This window comes from Marinobacter sp. LA51, assembly GCF_030297175.1.
GTDB lineage: Bacteria > Pseudomonadota > Gammaproteobacteria > Pseudomonadales > Oleiphilaceae > Marinobacter > Marinobacter apostichopi.
Genome location: NZ_AP028070.1, coordinates 786,556 through 800,573, shown reverse-complemented (window position 1 = coordinate 800,573; position 14,018 = coordinate 786,556). Strand labels below are relative to the sequence as shown.

At 58.5% G+C, this 14,018-nt stretch carries 15 protein-coding genes; 5 read left to right on the top strand and 10 right to left on the bottom strand.

What is annotated here, in order from left to right:
• Window positions 1-42: 42 nt before the first annotated feature.
• Together ribF and murJ are read right to left on the bottom strand one after the other, a co-directional pair.
• Window positions 43-1,014, bottom strand: coding sequence for a bifunctional riboflavin kinase/FAD synthetase (ribF, locus tag QUE89_RS03630; RefSeq protein WP_286221880.1), 972 nt, complete (start codon window positions 1,012-1,014; stop codon window positions 43-45).
• 113 nt (window positions 1,015-1,127) lie between these two features.
• The gene (gene murJ / locus QUE89_RS03625) at window positions 1,128-2,708 is read right to left on the bottom strand and encodes a murein biosynthesis integral membrane protein MurJ (protein WP_286221879.1); all 1,581 of its coding nucleotides are present in this window, start codon (window positions 2,706-2,708) and stop codon (window positions 1,128-1,130) included.
• 269 nt (window positions 2,709-2,977) lie between these two features.
• Here murJ and rpsT point away from each other — a divergent pair, with 269 nt between their 5' ends.
• Window positions 2,978-3,247, top strand: a complete 270-nt coding sequence (rpsT, locus tag QUE89_RS03620) for a 30S ribosomal protein S20 (RefSeq protein ID WP_286221878.1) — start codon at window positions 2,978-2,980, stop codon at window positions 3,245-3,247.
• Window positions 3,248-3,315: 68 nt separating this feature from the next.
• On the opposite strand, the gene proB is transcribed toward rpsT, so the two are convergent.
• The 4 genes from proB to rplU all read right to left on the bottom strand — a co-directional run bounded on the left by proB (window position 3,316) and on the right by rplU (window position 6,402).
• On the bottom strand, window positions 3,316-4,440 hold the full coding sequence (gene proB, locus QUE89_RS03615; RefSeq protein ID WP_286221877.1) for a glutamate 5-kinase: 1,125 nt from the start codon (window positions 4,438-4,440) through the stop codon (window positions 3,316-3,318).
• A 21-nt stretch (window positions 4,441-4,461) separates the two neighbouring features.
• Complete coding sequence (cgtA, locus tag QUE89_RS03610) at window positions 4,462-5,658, bottom strand: Obg family GTPase CgtA (protein ID WP_286221876.1); 1,197 nt, start codon at window positions 5,656-5,658, stop codon at window positions 4,462-4,464.
• Window positions 5,659-5,793: 135 nt separating this feature from the next.
• Entirely contained in the window at window positions 5,794-6,054 is a 261-nt protein-coding gene (rpmA, locus tag QUE89_RS03605) for a 50S ribosomal protein L27 (protein ID WP_041341649.1), read from the bottom strand.
• A 36-nt stretch (window positions 6,055-6,090) separates the two neighbouring features.
• The gene (rplU, locus tag QUE89_RS03600; RefSeq protein WP_041341647.1) at window positions 6,091-6,402 is read right to left on the bottom strand and encodes a 50S ribosomal protein L21; all 312 of its coding nucleotides are present in this window, start codon (window positions 6,400-6,402) and stop codon (window positions 6,091-6,093) included.
• 254 nt (window positions 6,403-6,656) lie between these two features.
• On the opposite strand from rplU, the gene ispB reads away from it, so the two are divergent.
• The gene (gene ispB / locus QUE89_RS03595; protein WP_286221875.1) at window positions 6,657-7,625 is read left to right on the top strand and encodes an octaprenyl diphosphate synthase; all 969 of its coding nucleotides are present in this window, start codon (window positions 6,657-6,659) and stop codon (window positions 7,623-7,625) included.
• Here ispB and QUE89_RS03590 read toward each other — a convergent pair.
• On the bottom strand, window positions 7,618-8,604 hold the full coding sequence (locus tag QUE89_RS03590; protein WP_286221874.1) for a glutathione S-transferase family protein: 987 nt from the start codon (window positions 8,602-8,604) through the stop codon (window positions 7,618-7,620). The genes ispB and QUE89_RS03590 overlap by 8 nt on opposite strands.
• Window positions 8,605-8,753: 149 nt before the next feature.
• On the opposite strand from QUE89_RS03590, the gene QUE89_RS03585 reads away from it, so the two are divergent.
• Window positions 8,754-9,665 carry a LysR substrate-binding domain-containing protein gene (locus tag QUE89_RS03585; protein WP_286221873.1) on the top strand — a complete coding sequence of 304 codons (912 nt, stop codon included), beginning with the start codon at window positions 8,754-8,756 and terminating at the stop codon, window positions 9,663-9,665.
• A 114-nt stretch (window positions 9,666-9,779) separates the two neighbouring features.
• On the top strand, window positions 9,780-11,309 hold the full coding sequence (locus QUE89_RS03580) for a wax ester/triacylglycerol synthase family O-acyltransferase (RefSeq protein WP_286221871.1): 1,530 nt from the start codon (window positions 9,780-9,782) through the stop codon (window positions 11,307-11,309).
• 58 nt (window positions 11,310-11,367) lie between these two features.
• Here QUE89_RS03580 and QUE89_RS03575 read toward each other — a convergent pair whose 3' ends face one another.
• Window positions 11,368-12,042, bottom strand: coding sequence for a DUF2057 family protein (locus tag QUE89_RS03575; protein ID WP_286221870.1), 675 nt, complete (start codon window positions 12,040-12,042; stop codon window positions 11,368-11,370).
• A 266-nt stretch (window positions 12,043-12,308) separates the two neighbouring features.
• Between QUE89_RS03575 and QUE89_RS03570 the strand changes: the two genes are divergently transcribed.
• Window positions 12,309-12,512: a DUF6316 family protein gene (locus QUE89_RS03570; protein WP_286221869.1), complete on the top strand. Its 204-nt coding sequence runs from the start codon at window positions 12,309-12,311 to the stop codon at window positions 12,510-12,512.
• A gap of 25 nt (window positions 12,513-12,537) precedes the next feature.
• On the opposite strand, the gene QUE89_RS03565 is transcribed toward QUE89_RS03570, so the two are convergent.
• Both QUE89_RS03565 and thiL read right to left on the bottom strand, forming a co-directional pair.
• On the bottom strand, window positions 12,538-13,062 hold the full coding sequence (locus QUE89_RS03565) for a phosphatidylglycerophosphatase A family protein (RefSeq protein ID WP_286221868.1): 525 nt from the start codon (window positions 13,060-13,062) through the stop codon (window positions 12,538-12,540).
• Window positions 13,059-14,015, bottom strand: coding sequence for a thiamine-phosphate kinase (gene thiL / locus QUE89_RS03560; RefSeq protein WP_286221867.1), 957 nt, complete (start codon window positions 14,013-14,015; stop codon window positions 13,059-13,061). Before thiL ends, QUE89_RS03565 begins: the two co-directional genes overlap by 4 nt.
• Between the last annotated feature and the right edge of the window lie 3 nt (window positions 14,016-14,018).

Here is a 14,018-nt window from a genome sequence, read left to right as displayed (position 1 = left end):
TGGGTCAGTAATCACTAATGTGTGGGCCGAAGCCGCCGGTTTTCAATGCGCTGTACAACAGGATCCGTTCCTGGACAGCCAGTCCCGGGCATCGTCAAAGTCGTTGGCGATCTGCTCTTTCAGCGCGTCCACGGAGCCGAATTTGATCTCCTCGCGCAGGGCCTCACGAAACACAACGTCGATTTGGCGACCATAGAGTGTGCCAGCAAAGTCAAACAGGTGCACTTCCAGCGCCGGCTGCTTGCCATCCACCGTTGGCCTCAGGCCGATATTGGCGACGCCATCGTAGGTCAAACCGTCATCAAGCGTCGTGCTGACGACGTAAACGCCCTTCAGGGGCGCCATGCGCTTAAGCAGAATATTGGCTGTTGGCGCCCCGATTTCGCGCCCGAGTTGACGCCCGTACACCACGCGACCGGTGATCCGGTAGGCGTGGCCCAGAAGCGCTTCCGCTTCGGCCAGTCGGTTCAGGCCCAGCCGGTCGCGAATCCGGGTACTGCTCACCCGCTCACCATCGATGGTGACCGTGCGGGTATTCTCTACCGTGAACCCCTGGCTTTCGCCAGCCTCCCGCAGCAACATGAAATCGCCGGTGCGGTCACAGCCGAAGCGGAAGTCATCACCCACCACCAGATGGCGCACGCCCAGGCCATTGACCAGAACGGCATCAATGAACTCACGGCTGGTCAAACGGCGGAATCGGCTGTTGAAATGCAGGCACAGGACGTAATCAATACCCGCCGCCGTCAGGGCCTCAAATTTCTGCCGGAACGACATCAGCCTTGGAGGCGCCTCTTTGCCCTGAAAAAACTCTCTCGGCTGAGGCTCAAAAACCATGACCACCGACGGCAGTCCCAGACTGGCCGCTTTCTCTTTGACCTGCTCCAGGATGGTCCGGTGCCCGATGTGCACTCCGTCGAAATTTCCAATGGTCGCGACACAGCCACCAGCAAGAGGAGAATCCTCACGCCGGGACAGCAGAGTCAGGTTGGTCAGGCCTCGGATCAGACGCATGCAATGCGAACCTTCAATTGCCAGCTGGCTTTCAGCTCCCCGCATCATCCAGGGCAAACACGCGTGGTTTTGCCGGACCGGGGATCACTGGTGAGAAAACGCGCGATTATACCTTACCTCTGGCGGAAATGTCTTACCCTCACCCCGGTCAACGCCAGCACCAGGAAGTAAACCGCCACGCCAACGCCAACCAGCACCGCCATATCAGAAGCTCGCTGGAAGCCACCGGCCGCCAGCCAATCGCTCACGGGCGCCTTGAGCCAGACAATGCTTGCGGCCAGCGCCAGGTTCGCACTGACAATCTGGAGCAAGAAACGCCCCCACCCGGGCTGGCTACGCCAGGCCCCCTGCTTGCGCAACCCGCGCCAGAGCAGGTAGCCATTGAGCCAGGCCGACAAGGAAGTCGCCAGCGCCAGGCCGGCATGGGCCAGCGGAATCACCAGCATGAGGTTGAAGGCCATATTGGCCACCATGGCGATCACACCGATCTTGACCGGGGTTTTGGTGTCCTGCCGGGCAAAGAACCCTGGCGCCAAAACCTTGATTACCATGAACGCAAGCAGGCCGGCGGAATAAGCACGCAGACTCTGGGCCGACATCAACACATCGCGATCAGTCACTTCGCCGTAGTGGAACAAGGTGGCAATGAGAGGCTCCGCCAGCAGTGCCAGAGCCACCGCGGCCGGCAAACCAATCAGCAGGACGGCACGCACCGCCCAGTCGAGGGTGGCCGCAAACTGATCTGCCGACTCCGCCGCATGTTTGCGGGACAAGCTGGGCAAGATGACGGTGGCAATGGCGATGCCGAACACACCCAAAGGCAGCTCCGACAGCCGATCCGAGTAGTACAGCCAGGACACACTGCCGGTCTGGAGAAACGATGCCAGCACGGTATCCAATAGCAGATTAATCTGACTTACCGATACCCCGAACAGCGCCGGCGCCATCAACCGGAGAATACGGCCAACCCCTTCGTGCCGGTAATCGACCCGGGGACGCGGCAACAGGCCCAGGCGCGCCAGGAACGGCAGCTGGAAGAACAGCTGCAGGGCACCGGCAATGAACACACCCCAGGCCAGCGCCATAACAGGCTCGGCCATCAACGGCGTCAGGTAAATGGCGGCGCCAATCATCGCCAGATTAAGCAGAACCGGGGTAAAGGCGGGCACCGCAAACCGGTCGTAGCTGTTCAGTATGCCACCGGCAAACGCCGTCAATGAGATCAGCAGCAGATACGGAAAAGTGATGCGCAGCATGTCGCTGGCCAGGGCGAACTTAACCTCATCCTCAAGGAAGCCGGGCGCAAAGACTGCCGTCAGCACGGGGGCGCCCAGCATAGCCACCAGGGTGACGGCCAACAGAATCAGCCCCAGTGAACCCGCCACCGCATCCACCAGTCGCTTCACCTCCGACACCGGCTGATGCTCACGATAGGAGGACAGCACCGGCACAAACGCCTGGGAAAAGGCACCTTCAGCAAACAGACGGCGCAGGAAATTGGGGATCTTGAACGCCACAAAGAAAGCGTCCGCACCGGCGCCCGCACCGAAATAACGGGCTATGACCATGTCCCGGACCAGGCCCAGCACTCGGGACAGCATGGTCATGGCACCAACGAGCCCGGAGGAACGTAACAGTCCAGGGGCCTTTGGCAGGCGTTTTTGCTCGGTCTTGGTTTCGGGTTCCGATGACATGCAGGTACTGATCTGGCGTTAGACGGCGATACGGCAAGGCGTCTCGGAAACTACTAGCTCGGCCCGGACACCCTCACCCAATGAGCGGCGAGTTTAGCACAGGCCTCTCGTGCCGGGGGATGACTGGGCGATGAAATGACCAATGGTCTTGACATTTCAGGGTTTCAGCGGCATAGTTCCGCGTCATTTATTTCGACGCGCTGGTTTTGGCGCGCCCGCGATGTAACGAATCATTCAGCAACGAATTTGAGATTTTCAGGAGTTTTACGGTGGCAAATACCCCGCAAGCCAAAAAGCGCGCACGTCAGAACGAGAAGAACCGCAAGCACAACGCAAGCCTGCGTTCTATGGCTCGTACCTACATGAAAAAGATCCAGACCAAGATTGAGTCCGGCAACTATGATGAAGCCCAGGCCGCTTTCAAGCAGGCTCAGCCGATTCTGGACAGCATGGTCAACAAAGGCATCTTTGCCAAAAGCAAAGTCGCTCGTCATAAGAGCCGCCTGAGTGCCAAGATCAAGTCCCTGAAGAGCGCGTAAGCGGAATTCTCTTCGGAAACGAAAAAACCGGCCAACTGGCCGGTTTTTTTATGTTTGCAATTCGGGCTTTAAACGAGAACCAGATTATCCCGATGAATCATCTCGTCACCTGAGACATACCCCAACACCTCGGCAATCCGATCACTGGAGCGCCCGGCGATCGCCCTGGCCTCATCCGCGTCGTAATTGACCAGCCCCCGGGCAACCTCTTTGCCCGTCGCATCGACACAGGACACCATCTCGCCCCGACGAAACTGACCAACAACCTCACGAACCCCAACCGGCAGCAAACTTCGACCACCCAGACAGACAACCTTGACCGCACCGTCGTCCAGACTCAGCTTGCCGCGAGTTTGCAGATGACTCGCCAGCCACTGCTTGCGCGCCGCAACCCTTCCCTGTTCTGGCAGCAGCAGTGTGCCTACCACGTCGCCCTGACGCAGGCGGGTAATCACGCCTTCGATCCGCCCACCAACGATAACCGTAAAGGCACCGGAACGGGCCGCCAGCCGGGCAGCACGAACCTTTGTCAACATGCCACCGCGCCCGAGCGCACCGGCACCACCGCCAGCCATGGCATCAAGCGCCGGATCACCGGCCTTGCTCTCAGCTACCAGTGAGGCATCGGAGTGCTTGCGCGGGTCTTTATCGAACAAACCCAGCTGATCCGTCAGGATGATCAGGCCATCGGCCTCAATCAGGTTGGCAACCAGCGCACCGAGGGTATCGTTGTCGCCAAACCGGATCTCGTCGGTGACCACCGTGTCGTTTTCATTCACGATCGGCACTACGCCAAGGTCCAGAAGCGCTCGCAAAGTACTGCGACCGTTCAGGTAGCGCTTGCGATCGGAGAGGTCGTCGTGAGTCAGCAAAATCTGTGCAGCATGCAAACCATGGCGCCGGAACTGAGCTTCCCAGGTTTGCACCAGCCCCATCTGCCCCACGGCAGCTGCGGCCTGGAGCTCATGCAAGTGTTGCGGCCGCGCTTTCCAACCGAGCCGGCTCATGCCCTCGGCCACGGAGCCGGAGGACACGATCACAACCTCCACACCCTCTTCAATCAAACCGGCAATCTGATCGACCCACAATCCCAACGAGGCCACATCCAGACCTTTGCCGTCGTTGGTCAGCAGGGCACTTCCGATTTTGATGACCAGGCGCTTGGCCCGACGCAGATGGGTGCGCTCACTCATGATCCGTGAAACTCTCTTCAATTACTCGGGGGCGTAGACCACTTCGACGTCGTAATCATCGTCATCGAAGTCGTCATCATCATCGTCGTCCTGACGGGCCGCACGACGCGCCTGGCGCTCCGCTTCGATCCGAACACGAGCCTCCTCATCCATCCGGCGCTGGCGAGCAGCTTCGCGCTCAGCCACCTCAGGATTCTGAGTCTCTTCCTCGGCCTGCTGTTCTATCCAGCGCATAACGGCCTGGGTTAGCGGTTTGGTGCCTTCACCGCTGAGCGCGGAGATCCAGAACACCGGCCCCTTCCAGCCCAGCTCGTCGACGATAGCCTGACAGTGGGCATCGCGATCTTCATCGGCGACCATATCCACCTTGTTCAGCACCAGCCAGCGCTCACGCTCGGCCAGTGTTTCACTGAACTTCTCCAGCTCATGCTCGATCGCACGCACTGCCTCAACCGGTGAGGAGCCGTCATAGGGAGCCACATCCACCAGATGCAAGAGCAAACGAGTACGAACCAGGTGCTTGAGGAAACGAATGCCAAGACCAGCACCCTCTGCCGCACCTTCGATCAAGCCGGGAATATCGGCGATCACGAAACTCTGATGCGCCTGCACGCTGACCACACCAAGATTGGGCACCAGCGTGGTAAACGGATAGTCGGCAACTTTGGGCCGCGCCGCCGAGACCGAACGGATAAACGTCGACTTGCCGGCATTGGGCATACCAAGAAGACCAACGTCCGCCAGCACTTTCAGCTCAAGACGGAGATTTCGCAGCTCACCCTCGGATCCCTTGGTAGTCTGCCGGGGCGCCCGGTTCACCGACGACTTGAAACGAGTATTGCCAAGGCCATGAAAGCCGGCCTGGGCCACTTTCAGACGTTCGCCGGCACGGGTCAGATCACCCAGCACCTCATGGGTATCCATATCCACCACGGTGGTTCCCACGGGCACCGGCAATACCAGATCTTCACCCTTGTTGCCCGTACAATTACGACCCGAACCAGGCTGACCATTCTGAGCCTTGTGCTTACGCTGGAACCGATAGTCGATCAGCGTATTCAGCGCACTTTCGGCTTCCAGATACACGGAGCCACCGTCACCACCGTCGCCGCCGTCGGGACCGCCCTTTGGCACGTATTTCTCGCGCCGAAAACTGAGGCAACCATGCCCGCCTTTTCCAGCTTCAACGATGATGGTGGCTTCGTCTACGAATTTCATTGATAAACCCTTTGCGCTTCGCGCATAAACTAAAAAGCCCCGCAGCCTCTAGGAAGCTTTGCGGGGCTCCTGGCAACCCTGATATCTGATGATATCAGGGCCGCCTAAGGTTCGACAGAACCGGATCGCCGCTGCTTACGCAGCAGGAACGATGCTCACGAACTTACGGCTCTGCGGGCCTTTGACCTCGAACTTCACCTGACCTTCCGCTTTCGCGAACAGGGTGTGGTCCTTGCCAATGCCTACATTGTTACCAGCGTGGAAACGAGTTCCGCGCTGACGAACGATGATGCTGCCTGCAGATACATTTTCGCCGCCATAGCGCTTCACACCAAGTCGTTTCGACTCGGAATCGCGACCGTTACGGGTACTACCTGCTGCTTTTTTGTGAGCCATTACCAGCCTCCTTCTCTAAGGGGTAATTCGAGAGCCTCAGCCCTTGATACCCGTGATCTTGACTTCAGTAAACCACTGACGGTGGCCCTGACGCTTCATGGAATGCTTCCGACGACGGAACTTGATGATCTGAACCTTGTCGTGACGACCGTGGCTGACCACTTCCGCAGTCACTTTGGCGCCATCTACAACCGGCGCACCTACCTGAACCTTGTCGCCGTCGGAGACCAGCAGAACGCGATCGAACTCAACGTTGCCACCAGTTTCAACTTCCAGCTTTTCCAGCTTCAGTGTTTCGCCTTCTTTTACACGGTGCTGTTTACCACCGCTAACAATAACTGCGTACATTAACCTTCTCCGCGATTGACCCATCCCTGCTCTTATCCACCTGGTTCTAAGGGAAGCTCTTTGGCAACCCTATAGCAGGGAGCGCAGGTTGGGATGAGTTGGGCGCGTGATTGTACGAAAAGGTGTCGCGCAATACAAGCCAAGTTGACACTGTAGGCAGCAATACCTAGCATTGCCGCGACCTGCCCGAAATATCACTGACCGCTTTCATCTAACAGCGGCCATCAAATAGTAATAAGGGATCAACAAGCCGCATGACAGCCCAGCGCATTTACGACACCGTGGCCGACGACTTCAGCCGCGTCAACGAACTGATCATCCAGCGGCTGTCATCAGACGTTCCCTTGGTGGAAAAGATTGCCCAGTACATTATTGAGAGCGGTGGCAAGCGCCTGCGCCCCCTGCTGGTACTGCTTTCCAGCCAGGCCGCCGGCTACAGCGGGAGCAATCACCTGAAACTGGCCGCGGTGATCGAGTTCCTGCACACCGCCACCCTGCTCCATGACGACGTGGTCGATACCTCGGACATGCGCCGGGGCCGGAGCACCGCCAATGCCCGCTGGGGGAATGCACCCAGCGTTCTGGTAGGGGATTTCCTCTACGCCCGGGCGTTCGAGATGATGGTGGAGCTGGAAAGCCTTCCAATCATGAACGTGCTCTCACACGCCACCGCGGTCATTGCCGAGGGCGAAGTGATGCAGCTGATGAATGTCAAGAACCCGGATCTCACCGAAGAACAGTACATGAAGGTCATTCACAACAAGACCGCCATGCTGTTCGAAGCCGCATCCCACTCCGGGGCCCTGCTGGCCGGCGCCAACGAAGTGCAGGAAAAGGCACTGCAGGATTACGGCAAACACCTGGGCCTGGCATTCCAATTAGTGGACGACGTGCTGGATTACCGTGGCGATGCCGACACCATGGGCAAAAACGTTGGCGACGACCTGGCAGAAGGCAAGGCCACGCTGCCACTGATTCACGCCATGGCCAATGGCAGTGACGAAGAGCGACAACTCATCCGTCAGGCCATTCGCAAAGGCGGCCTGGACGACCTGTCCCAGATCTTGGCCGTTGTCGAGAACACTGGTGCCCTGGAATACACCATGGCGCGAGCCCGAGCCGAGGCAGCGCAGGCCAGCGAATGCCTATCCTGCCTTGCCGACTCCAGCCACAAGACCGCACTCACCCTACTTACCGAAGTCGCCGTGGCCCGGGTTAGCTAAGTACTTCCCGGCCATGGGGAGCATCCAGCTCGACCTCGGGACCGACCGGAACCACCTGGGTCGGGTTAATGGTGCGCTGACTGACGTAGTAGTGGCGTTTGATCTGCTCCAGATCCACGGTTTCAGCCACACCCGGCACCTGGTACAAATCCCGCACGTAGGCTGACAGAGCTGGGAAATCAGCTATCCGCTGGCGATTGCATTTGAAGTGACTGAAGTAAACCGCATCAAACCGGATCAAGGTTGTGAACAACCGCCAGTCGGCCTCGGTCAGCTGGCGACCTACCAGATAGCGCTGGGTCGACAACCGATCCTCCAGCCAATCCAGCGTCCGGAACAGCTCAGCATAAGCCTCTTCGTATTTATCCTGCGCAGTCGCAAAGCCAGCCTTGTACACCCCATTGTTGACGGTGCGATAAACCCGTTCGTTGACAGCCTCAATGTCTGAATGAAGCTCAGCCGGGTAGAAGTCCAGCTCCGCCTTGACCCCATCCAGGCCGTCGAAAGCAGAATTCAGCATTCTGATGATGTCCGCCGACTCATTACTGACAATGGTTTGCTGGTGGGCATCCCAAAGCACCGGCACCGTCACCCGGCCAGAATAGGTGGGTGCAGCCCGGGTGTAGAGCTGATGCATAAACAGGCTGTTGTACAGGTGATCCCGGTGGCTCTCATCATCCGGTCGGAATTCCCAGCCGTTCTCGACCATATCAGGATGCACGACGGACACGGCGATGTGCGGCTCCAGCCCCTTGAGCTTACGGAAAATCAGGGTCCGGTGTGCCCAGGGACAGGCCATGGAGACATACAGATGGTAGCGGCCGGACTCGGCCTGAAAGCCACCCTCACCCTGAGGCCCCGGTGTTCCGTCTGCGGTGACCCAGTTACGAAAGCGCGCGGCTTCTCGCTCGAATTTACCTCCAGTCTTATCAGTGTCGTACCACTTGTCGTGCCATTTGCCGTCTACAAGAAGACCCATCGATACACTCCCGTTAAAATTTCTGATCGTGACCGCCCGTTTACAATTAATTGCCAAAGGGCCCATCTACATTTAACGAGAAGAATAACGAGTACCCTGCTACCCTCTCAAACAAGCATTTCTGGCCAACAACTTCAGATATTTCGAACATGCACACAGCCATCACCATCGACGCGCTTAAAGTTCTCGACGCCATTGACCGCAAAGGCAGTTTTGCCGGCGCCGCCAATGAGCTGTTCCGGGTGCCCTCGGCCATCAGCTACACCGTGCAGAAGCTGGAAGAAGACCTCAACGTTGCCATTTTCGACCGCAGCGGACACCGCGCCAGCCTGACACCGGCCGGCCGCTACCTGCTCGAGGAAGGCCGCACGCTTCTGGAGGCGGCGGAGAATCTTGCCCATACCACCAAACAGGTCGCCCAGGGCTGGGAAACGCGCCTGCGTATTGGCTTCAACTCGCTGCTACCGGCAACCTGCCTGTTCCCGGCAGTTCGGGAGTTCTACGCGCTGGGCGTGCCGGTTGATGTGCAGATTGTCGAAGAGGTATTTGCTGGCTCCTGGGATGCCCTGCAGGACCGCCGCGTCGACCTGATTCTCGGCGCCGACCAATCCAGCAAACCCGCCGGCAATTTCACCACCCAAGCCCTGGGCACCATACCCTTCGTGTTTGCGGTCGCCCCCGACCATCCGTTGGCGAAAACCAGCGAGGCCCTGACTGAGGACGATATAACCGAATACCCGGCGGCGGTGGCAGCCGATACCTCGCGCTCGCTCCCGCCCGGTCATGCCGGCATTTTCCGGCGCCAACGCACCCTGACGGTTGCCAACATCGACCAGAAAATTGCGATCCAGGAATCCGGCCTTGGGGTCGGATGGCTGCCTCTACCCCGCATTCGGGAGCAACTCGAGCGTGGCAGCCTCATCACCAAAAAAGTGCACGAGCCCAGATCGCCAATCATGCTGCATGCAGCCCGGCATGCGGACGATCAAGGCAAGGCGCTGATGTGGTTCTGGGATCGATTGACCAACGATGTCGCTATCAAGGAATGGCTCGCCAACTAAACCGGGCCAAGATATTGTGACTGAGGTAGAGTCAGGATCCTGGCGGCAGAGCCAACGGGAAAACCCCTCGGTTCGCGTATAATCAGCGGACTTTAGCGCCAAGGGAGTTTATTAATGCGGCAGTTGTCGGAACTGGATGCCTCGTTCCTGTACCTGGAATCAGAGACCACGCCCATGCACATTGGTGGCATCTACCTGTTCGATGCCAGTGAGCAGAAAGCGCCCCTGGGATTCAGCACTTTTATCGCCTACCTCCGAAGCCGACTGCATGTGGTCCCGGTCTTCCGCCAGCGGTTAAAGGAAATCCCCATTCGCCTGGGTCGCCCTTACTGGATTGACGATCCCGACTTCAGCATCGAGCGCCACCTGGCCTACGTCAACCTGGGGGAACACGGGCAAAGGGATACTTTGATGACTCTGGCATCGAAGATCCTGGAAGAGCCTCTGAAACGGGACCGGCCACTTTGGCACATCACCTTTGTGGATGGCTTCCGACTGAACGACGATGATCCCGACAGTCAGGGGTTCGCACTTATCGTGAGACTGCACCATGCTGCCATCGACGCCTTCAGCGGCGAGGACATCCTGAGCAATCTGCTGGAATATACCCCGGAACCCCGTCCAATCCATGCTCCACGCCCCTGGCAACCGCGCCCTGCACCATCGGAAGAGCGCGTCATGCTCCAGGCCGGCGCCAACATCCTGAGAACACCGGTGCAATTTACCGCCCTGGCGGTTAATGCCGCCCAGGCCACGGCACGAGGCCTGATCCATAAGCAGTTGCGCAAGCTCCCTATGCCTTTCCCGCTGTTCTCTGCACCACACAGTCCGTTCAACCGACAGATCACGGCCAATCGGCAAATTGTCTCTGCCAATGTCGACCTGGCACGGCTCAAGGCAATCAAAGCCACATTGGGGGACGTCACGCTCAATGATGTGGTTTTGGGCCTGTGTGCCGAAACCCTTCGCCGGTATAGCGTTGATCACAAGGCCGACACCCGGAAATCGCTGATCGCCATGACCCCAATTTCGGTTCGCTCCAACAGCCTGCGCAGGGCTACCGGCAACCAGATGTCGGCGATGCTGCTGGATTTGTCCACCTGTGAGTCGGACCCAGCCTTGCGGATACGCCGAATTCACTGGAATGCGGTTGCCTCGGAACCCTACCGGGAAGCCATTGCCGCCGATCGACTGACCGAACTGCTGCCCTCAACCATGCTGGCGTTGTCTGCCCGCTTGTACTCGGAACTGCAGATAGCTCAGCGCTACCAGCCCGCGTTCAATCTCCCCATCACCAATGTTCCGGGCCCCCAAGTTCCGCTGTACCTGCAGGGCGCGCGACTGGTCCAGCAGTACAACACCGCACCATTGTTCGACAGCATGGGGCTGGTGATCGTCGCGGTCAGCTACCAGGGCAGTCTCACGTTGAACTTTACCTTGTGCCCGGACGTGGTCGCAGATGGCGCCTCCCTGGCGGGCTATGTTGAGGAAAGCCTGGACGCTATCGAGACGGCAGCGAACTCACTGGAACCGGAGGAAGACTCAGAAGACGATGTGGCCTCATCACGCCAAACCTTGGCTGACGATGTACTGACCGCACTGGAAGGGGTTCTGAAAAAGGCGCTGCACCGCTTTCGCGCCTGATGAGGGGGAGAGAGCTAGCGGCCCACCCAAGGGCAGGCCGGAGTCTTGCTATGGGCCGTTATTCAAAAGCCCAGCGCAGGAAAGCTTTCTTCTCGTCTTCGGTGGCCGTTGCCCAAACCGCCTTGAGTCTCTCCAGCGCATTCTCATCGGCTGAATCGACCGCACGGCTAGCAGGAATAGGCGTGCGGTCAGAGGCGAGCTCAGGCGCCCATACCTGAGAGGTCGCTACCGCCTGACCATCTTCGTTGACGACTGTGGCCATGAACGTCTCGGCCATTTGCTCGGCCTCGGCGCGGGATTTCGGGTCAGGGAAACTAAAGCGATACACCTCGTCCTGCCTGGCATTGAATCGGACAACTTGGGGTTCACTCAGGTACACGTGCACCTTTGATTCGCCATTCTCAACCACACCAGACTTGGCCCAGATAGTCTTGTGGGTAAACACTACTTCGTTCTCACCAGGCAATAGGGCGAAGTCCAGTGCCAGATCGTCCATCAGGAAGCTGCTCATATTGCGGCCGTTAACCTGGGTTACCTTAATGGCACCGGGGGCCTTCAGCGTAGAAGCCTGGCTTGCTTCTTCCGGCTCCCCTTCCCAGGTCTCTACCCGCGTCATAGAAGACGCACAGCCGGCCAGCGCGACCACCAGAACACTCGCCACCAGTGAACGCGAAACTCGCTTGATTGAACGACCAAAGGTCGGCTGAGACGATGAAGCTTGCGTGATACCCATGAAATCTCCTTGATGTGAAGGGAAAAGGCCCTGAGGTTAGCACCCGTTTGATGGCATTCTGACGAGTGCGCCCAGCCAGGGCAAGCCATCTCGCCCAATCAGCCACACCGGAACCGTCGGCGATTTTGCCGATCTTAATAGCGACTGATACCGTGAGATTGTAAAAAAGTGTTGAATTTCGGCGGAATTGGATTAATTTTATACAGATCGGCCAAAGAAACGTTGCGAACGATGCAAATCGGTCGGCAGCGGGCACAGGAGACGTTATGGATACCCAAATCAGATCGGGAGAAGCCGGGCCCGTTCCCTTTAGAAGTAGCCGGTTCTTCTGCGTCGGCAGCAAATGGTACTTTACCACTCGGGAAGGCTTCGACAGTGGTCCTTTCGCATCCAGGGAGCGTGCCGAAACCGGTCTCCGCAGGTTCCTGCACGTTGTGAGACTGCTACCAGAGGAACAGTCGCTGCACTGAACTGCCCATCAGGGCAAACGCCGGCTCAGACAATGACCGGCAACAACCAACGATCAATGGCGAGCATGGACAGCATCGCCATCAACCCTGCCACCACGTCATCCACCATGATTCCCAGCCCTCCGGGCAGACGATCATCCAGCCAGTTAATCGGCCATGGCTTCAGGACATCAAACAGCCGGAACAGGGTAAATGCCAGCAAGACCCCGACTATCTGCTCCGGAAACAGGCCCAGGGCAATCCACATACCGACGAACTCGTCCCAGACAATGCCACCGTGATCATGAACTTTCAGATCCCGCGCGGTTTGGCCACACAGCCAGATACCCACCAGAAAGGCCACCAGGACAATGCCCCAGTAAACCGGCCCTGGCAGCCATGCGAAGGTGTACCACAAAGGGATGGCGGCCAGACTGCCCCAGGTTCCCGGCGCCCTTGCCGCCGCCCCGCTGCCAAAACCAAACGCCAGGAGGTGTACCGGATTTTTCAAAAAGCCCGGCGGCAACAACGCCTGCGGCAAATCCGGTTCGGGAAAATCGTCCTGACTCATGCCTTGCTCCTGAAATGGTCGAAACCTGCACCCGGACTGTCGGTCGGGCCGGGGCTATCCTTGATGTGTAACCCGGCATCCTGATTCACAGTGCCGATCACAGTCAGCTGGTTGCGAATTGCCTCCGAAGCGCCCTGCCAGAGCGCCTCGGGAATAGTAACGCAGAGTTCGTAATCATCTCCGGCGTTTAAAGCGTAGTCCACCGCGCTCGTGCCTTTCAGCCTGGACAACGCAGGTGACAGCGGGATCAAGGTCGGATCGATGGTGGCACCGGCCCCAGAGGCCTCCAGAATGTGCCCCAGATCGGCCATCAAACCATCGGATATATCAATGGCTGAAGTTGCTAGCCCGAATAACGACTCACCGAGTTCGAGGCGCGGGCGCGGATGATGGTACCGTTCAAGCACACGAGCCATGTCGTCGGTGGGCTTGACCTCCTCAAGGTAGTCCAGAGCCGCGCCCGCGTCGCCCAAAGTGCCAGATACACAAATCAAATCTCCTGCTCTCGCTCCGGAACGTCTCAAGCCACAACCTTCTGCCACAGTGCCATGAACCTGAATACTCAATGACAATGGCCCGCGAGTGGTATCGCCACCTGCCAGCGCCAATCGGAACGTGTGGCTGGCATTGGCGAGCCCACGAGCAAAGCCTGTAAGCCAGTGATCGTCAGCCTCCGGCAATGTCAGTGCCAGGGTAAAGCAGGCCGGCTCAGCGCCCATAGCCGCCAGGTCACTGGTAGCTGCGGCGAGGGCACGCCAACCAAGGTATTCGGGAGGATAGGATTCGGGGAAGTGGATGCCCTCCACCATGGTATCGATGGAGAACACCAGATCACGGCCGGCGGGAATGCGCTGAATCGCACAGTCATCTCCAGGCCCCATTACCAGCGAACCGTTAGACACGGAACGAGCTAAGGGCAGGAAATGCTTTTGAATCAGCTCAAACTCGCCCATGCC

Coding starts and splice junctions, on each gene's coding strand:
- QUE89_RS03565 (WP_286221868.1), bottom strand. CDS start 13,062: ATGAGTCAGGACGATTTTCCCGAACCGGATTTGCCGCAGGCGTTGTTG.
- murJ (WP_286221879.1), bottom strand. CDS start 2,708: ATGTCATCGGAACCCGAAACCAAGACCGAGCAAAAACGCCTGCCAAAG.
- ribF (WP_286221880.1), bottom strand. CDS start 1,014: ATGCGTCTGATCCGAGGCCTGACCAACCTGACTCTGCTGTCCCGGCGT.
- cgtA (WP_286221876.1), bottom strand. CDS start 5,658: ATGAAATTCGTAGACGAAGCCACCATCATCGTTGAAGCTGGAAAAGGC.
- QUE89_RS03575 (WP_286221870.1), bottom strand. CDS start 12,042: ATGGGTATCACGCAAGCTTCATCGTCTCAGCCGACCTTTGGTCGTTCA.
- rpmA (WP_041341649.1), bottom strand. CDS start 6,054: ATGGCTCACAAAAAAGCAGCAGGTAGTACCCGTAACGGTCGCGATTCC.
- rplU (WP_041341647.1), bottom strand. CDS start 6,402: ATGTACGCAGTTATTGTTAGCGGTGGTAAACAGCACCGTGTAAAAGAA.
- QUE89_RS03570 (WP_286221869.1), top strand. CDS start 12,309: ATGGATACCCAAATCAGATCGGGAGAAGCCGGGCCCGTTCCCTTTAGA.
- QUE89_RS03585 (WP_286221873.1), top strand. CDS start 8,754: ATGCACACAGCCATCACCATCGACGCGCTTAAAGTTCTCGACGCCATT.
- ispB (WP_286221875.1), top strand. CDS start 6,657: ATGACAGCCCAGCGCATTTACGACACCGTGGCCGACGACTTCAGCCGC.
- proB (WP_286221877.1), bottom strand. CDS start 4,440: ATGAGTGAGCGCACCCATCTGCGTCGGGCCAAGCGCCTGGTCATCAAA.
- QUE89_RS03590 (WP_286221874.1), bottom strand. CDS start 8,604: ATGGGTCTTCTTGTAGACGGCAAATGGCACGACAAGTGGTACGACACT.
- QUE89_RS03580 (WP_286221871.1), top strand. CDS start 9,780: ATGCGGCAGTTGTCGGAACTGGATGCCTCGTTCCTGTACCTGGAATCA.
- thiL (WP_286221867.1), bottom strand. CDS start 14,015: ATGGGCGAGTTTGAGCTGATTCAAAAGCATTTCCTGCCCTTAGCTCGT.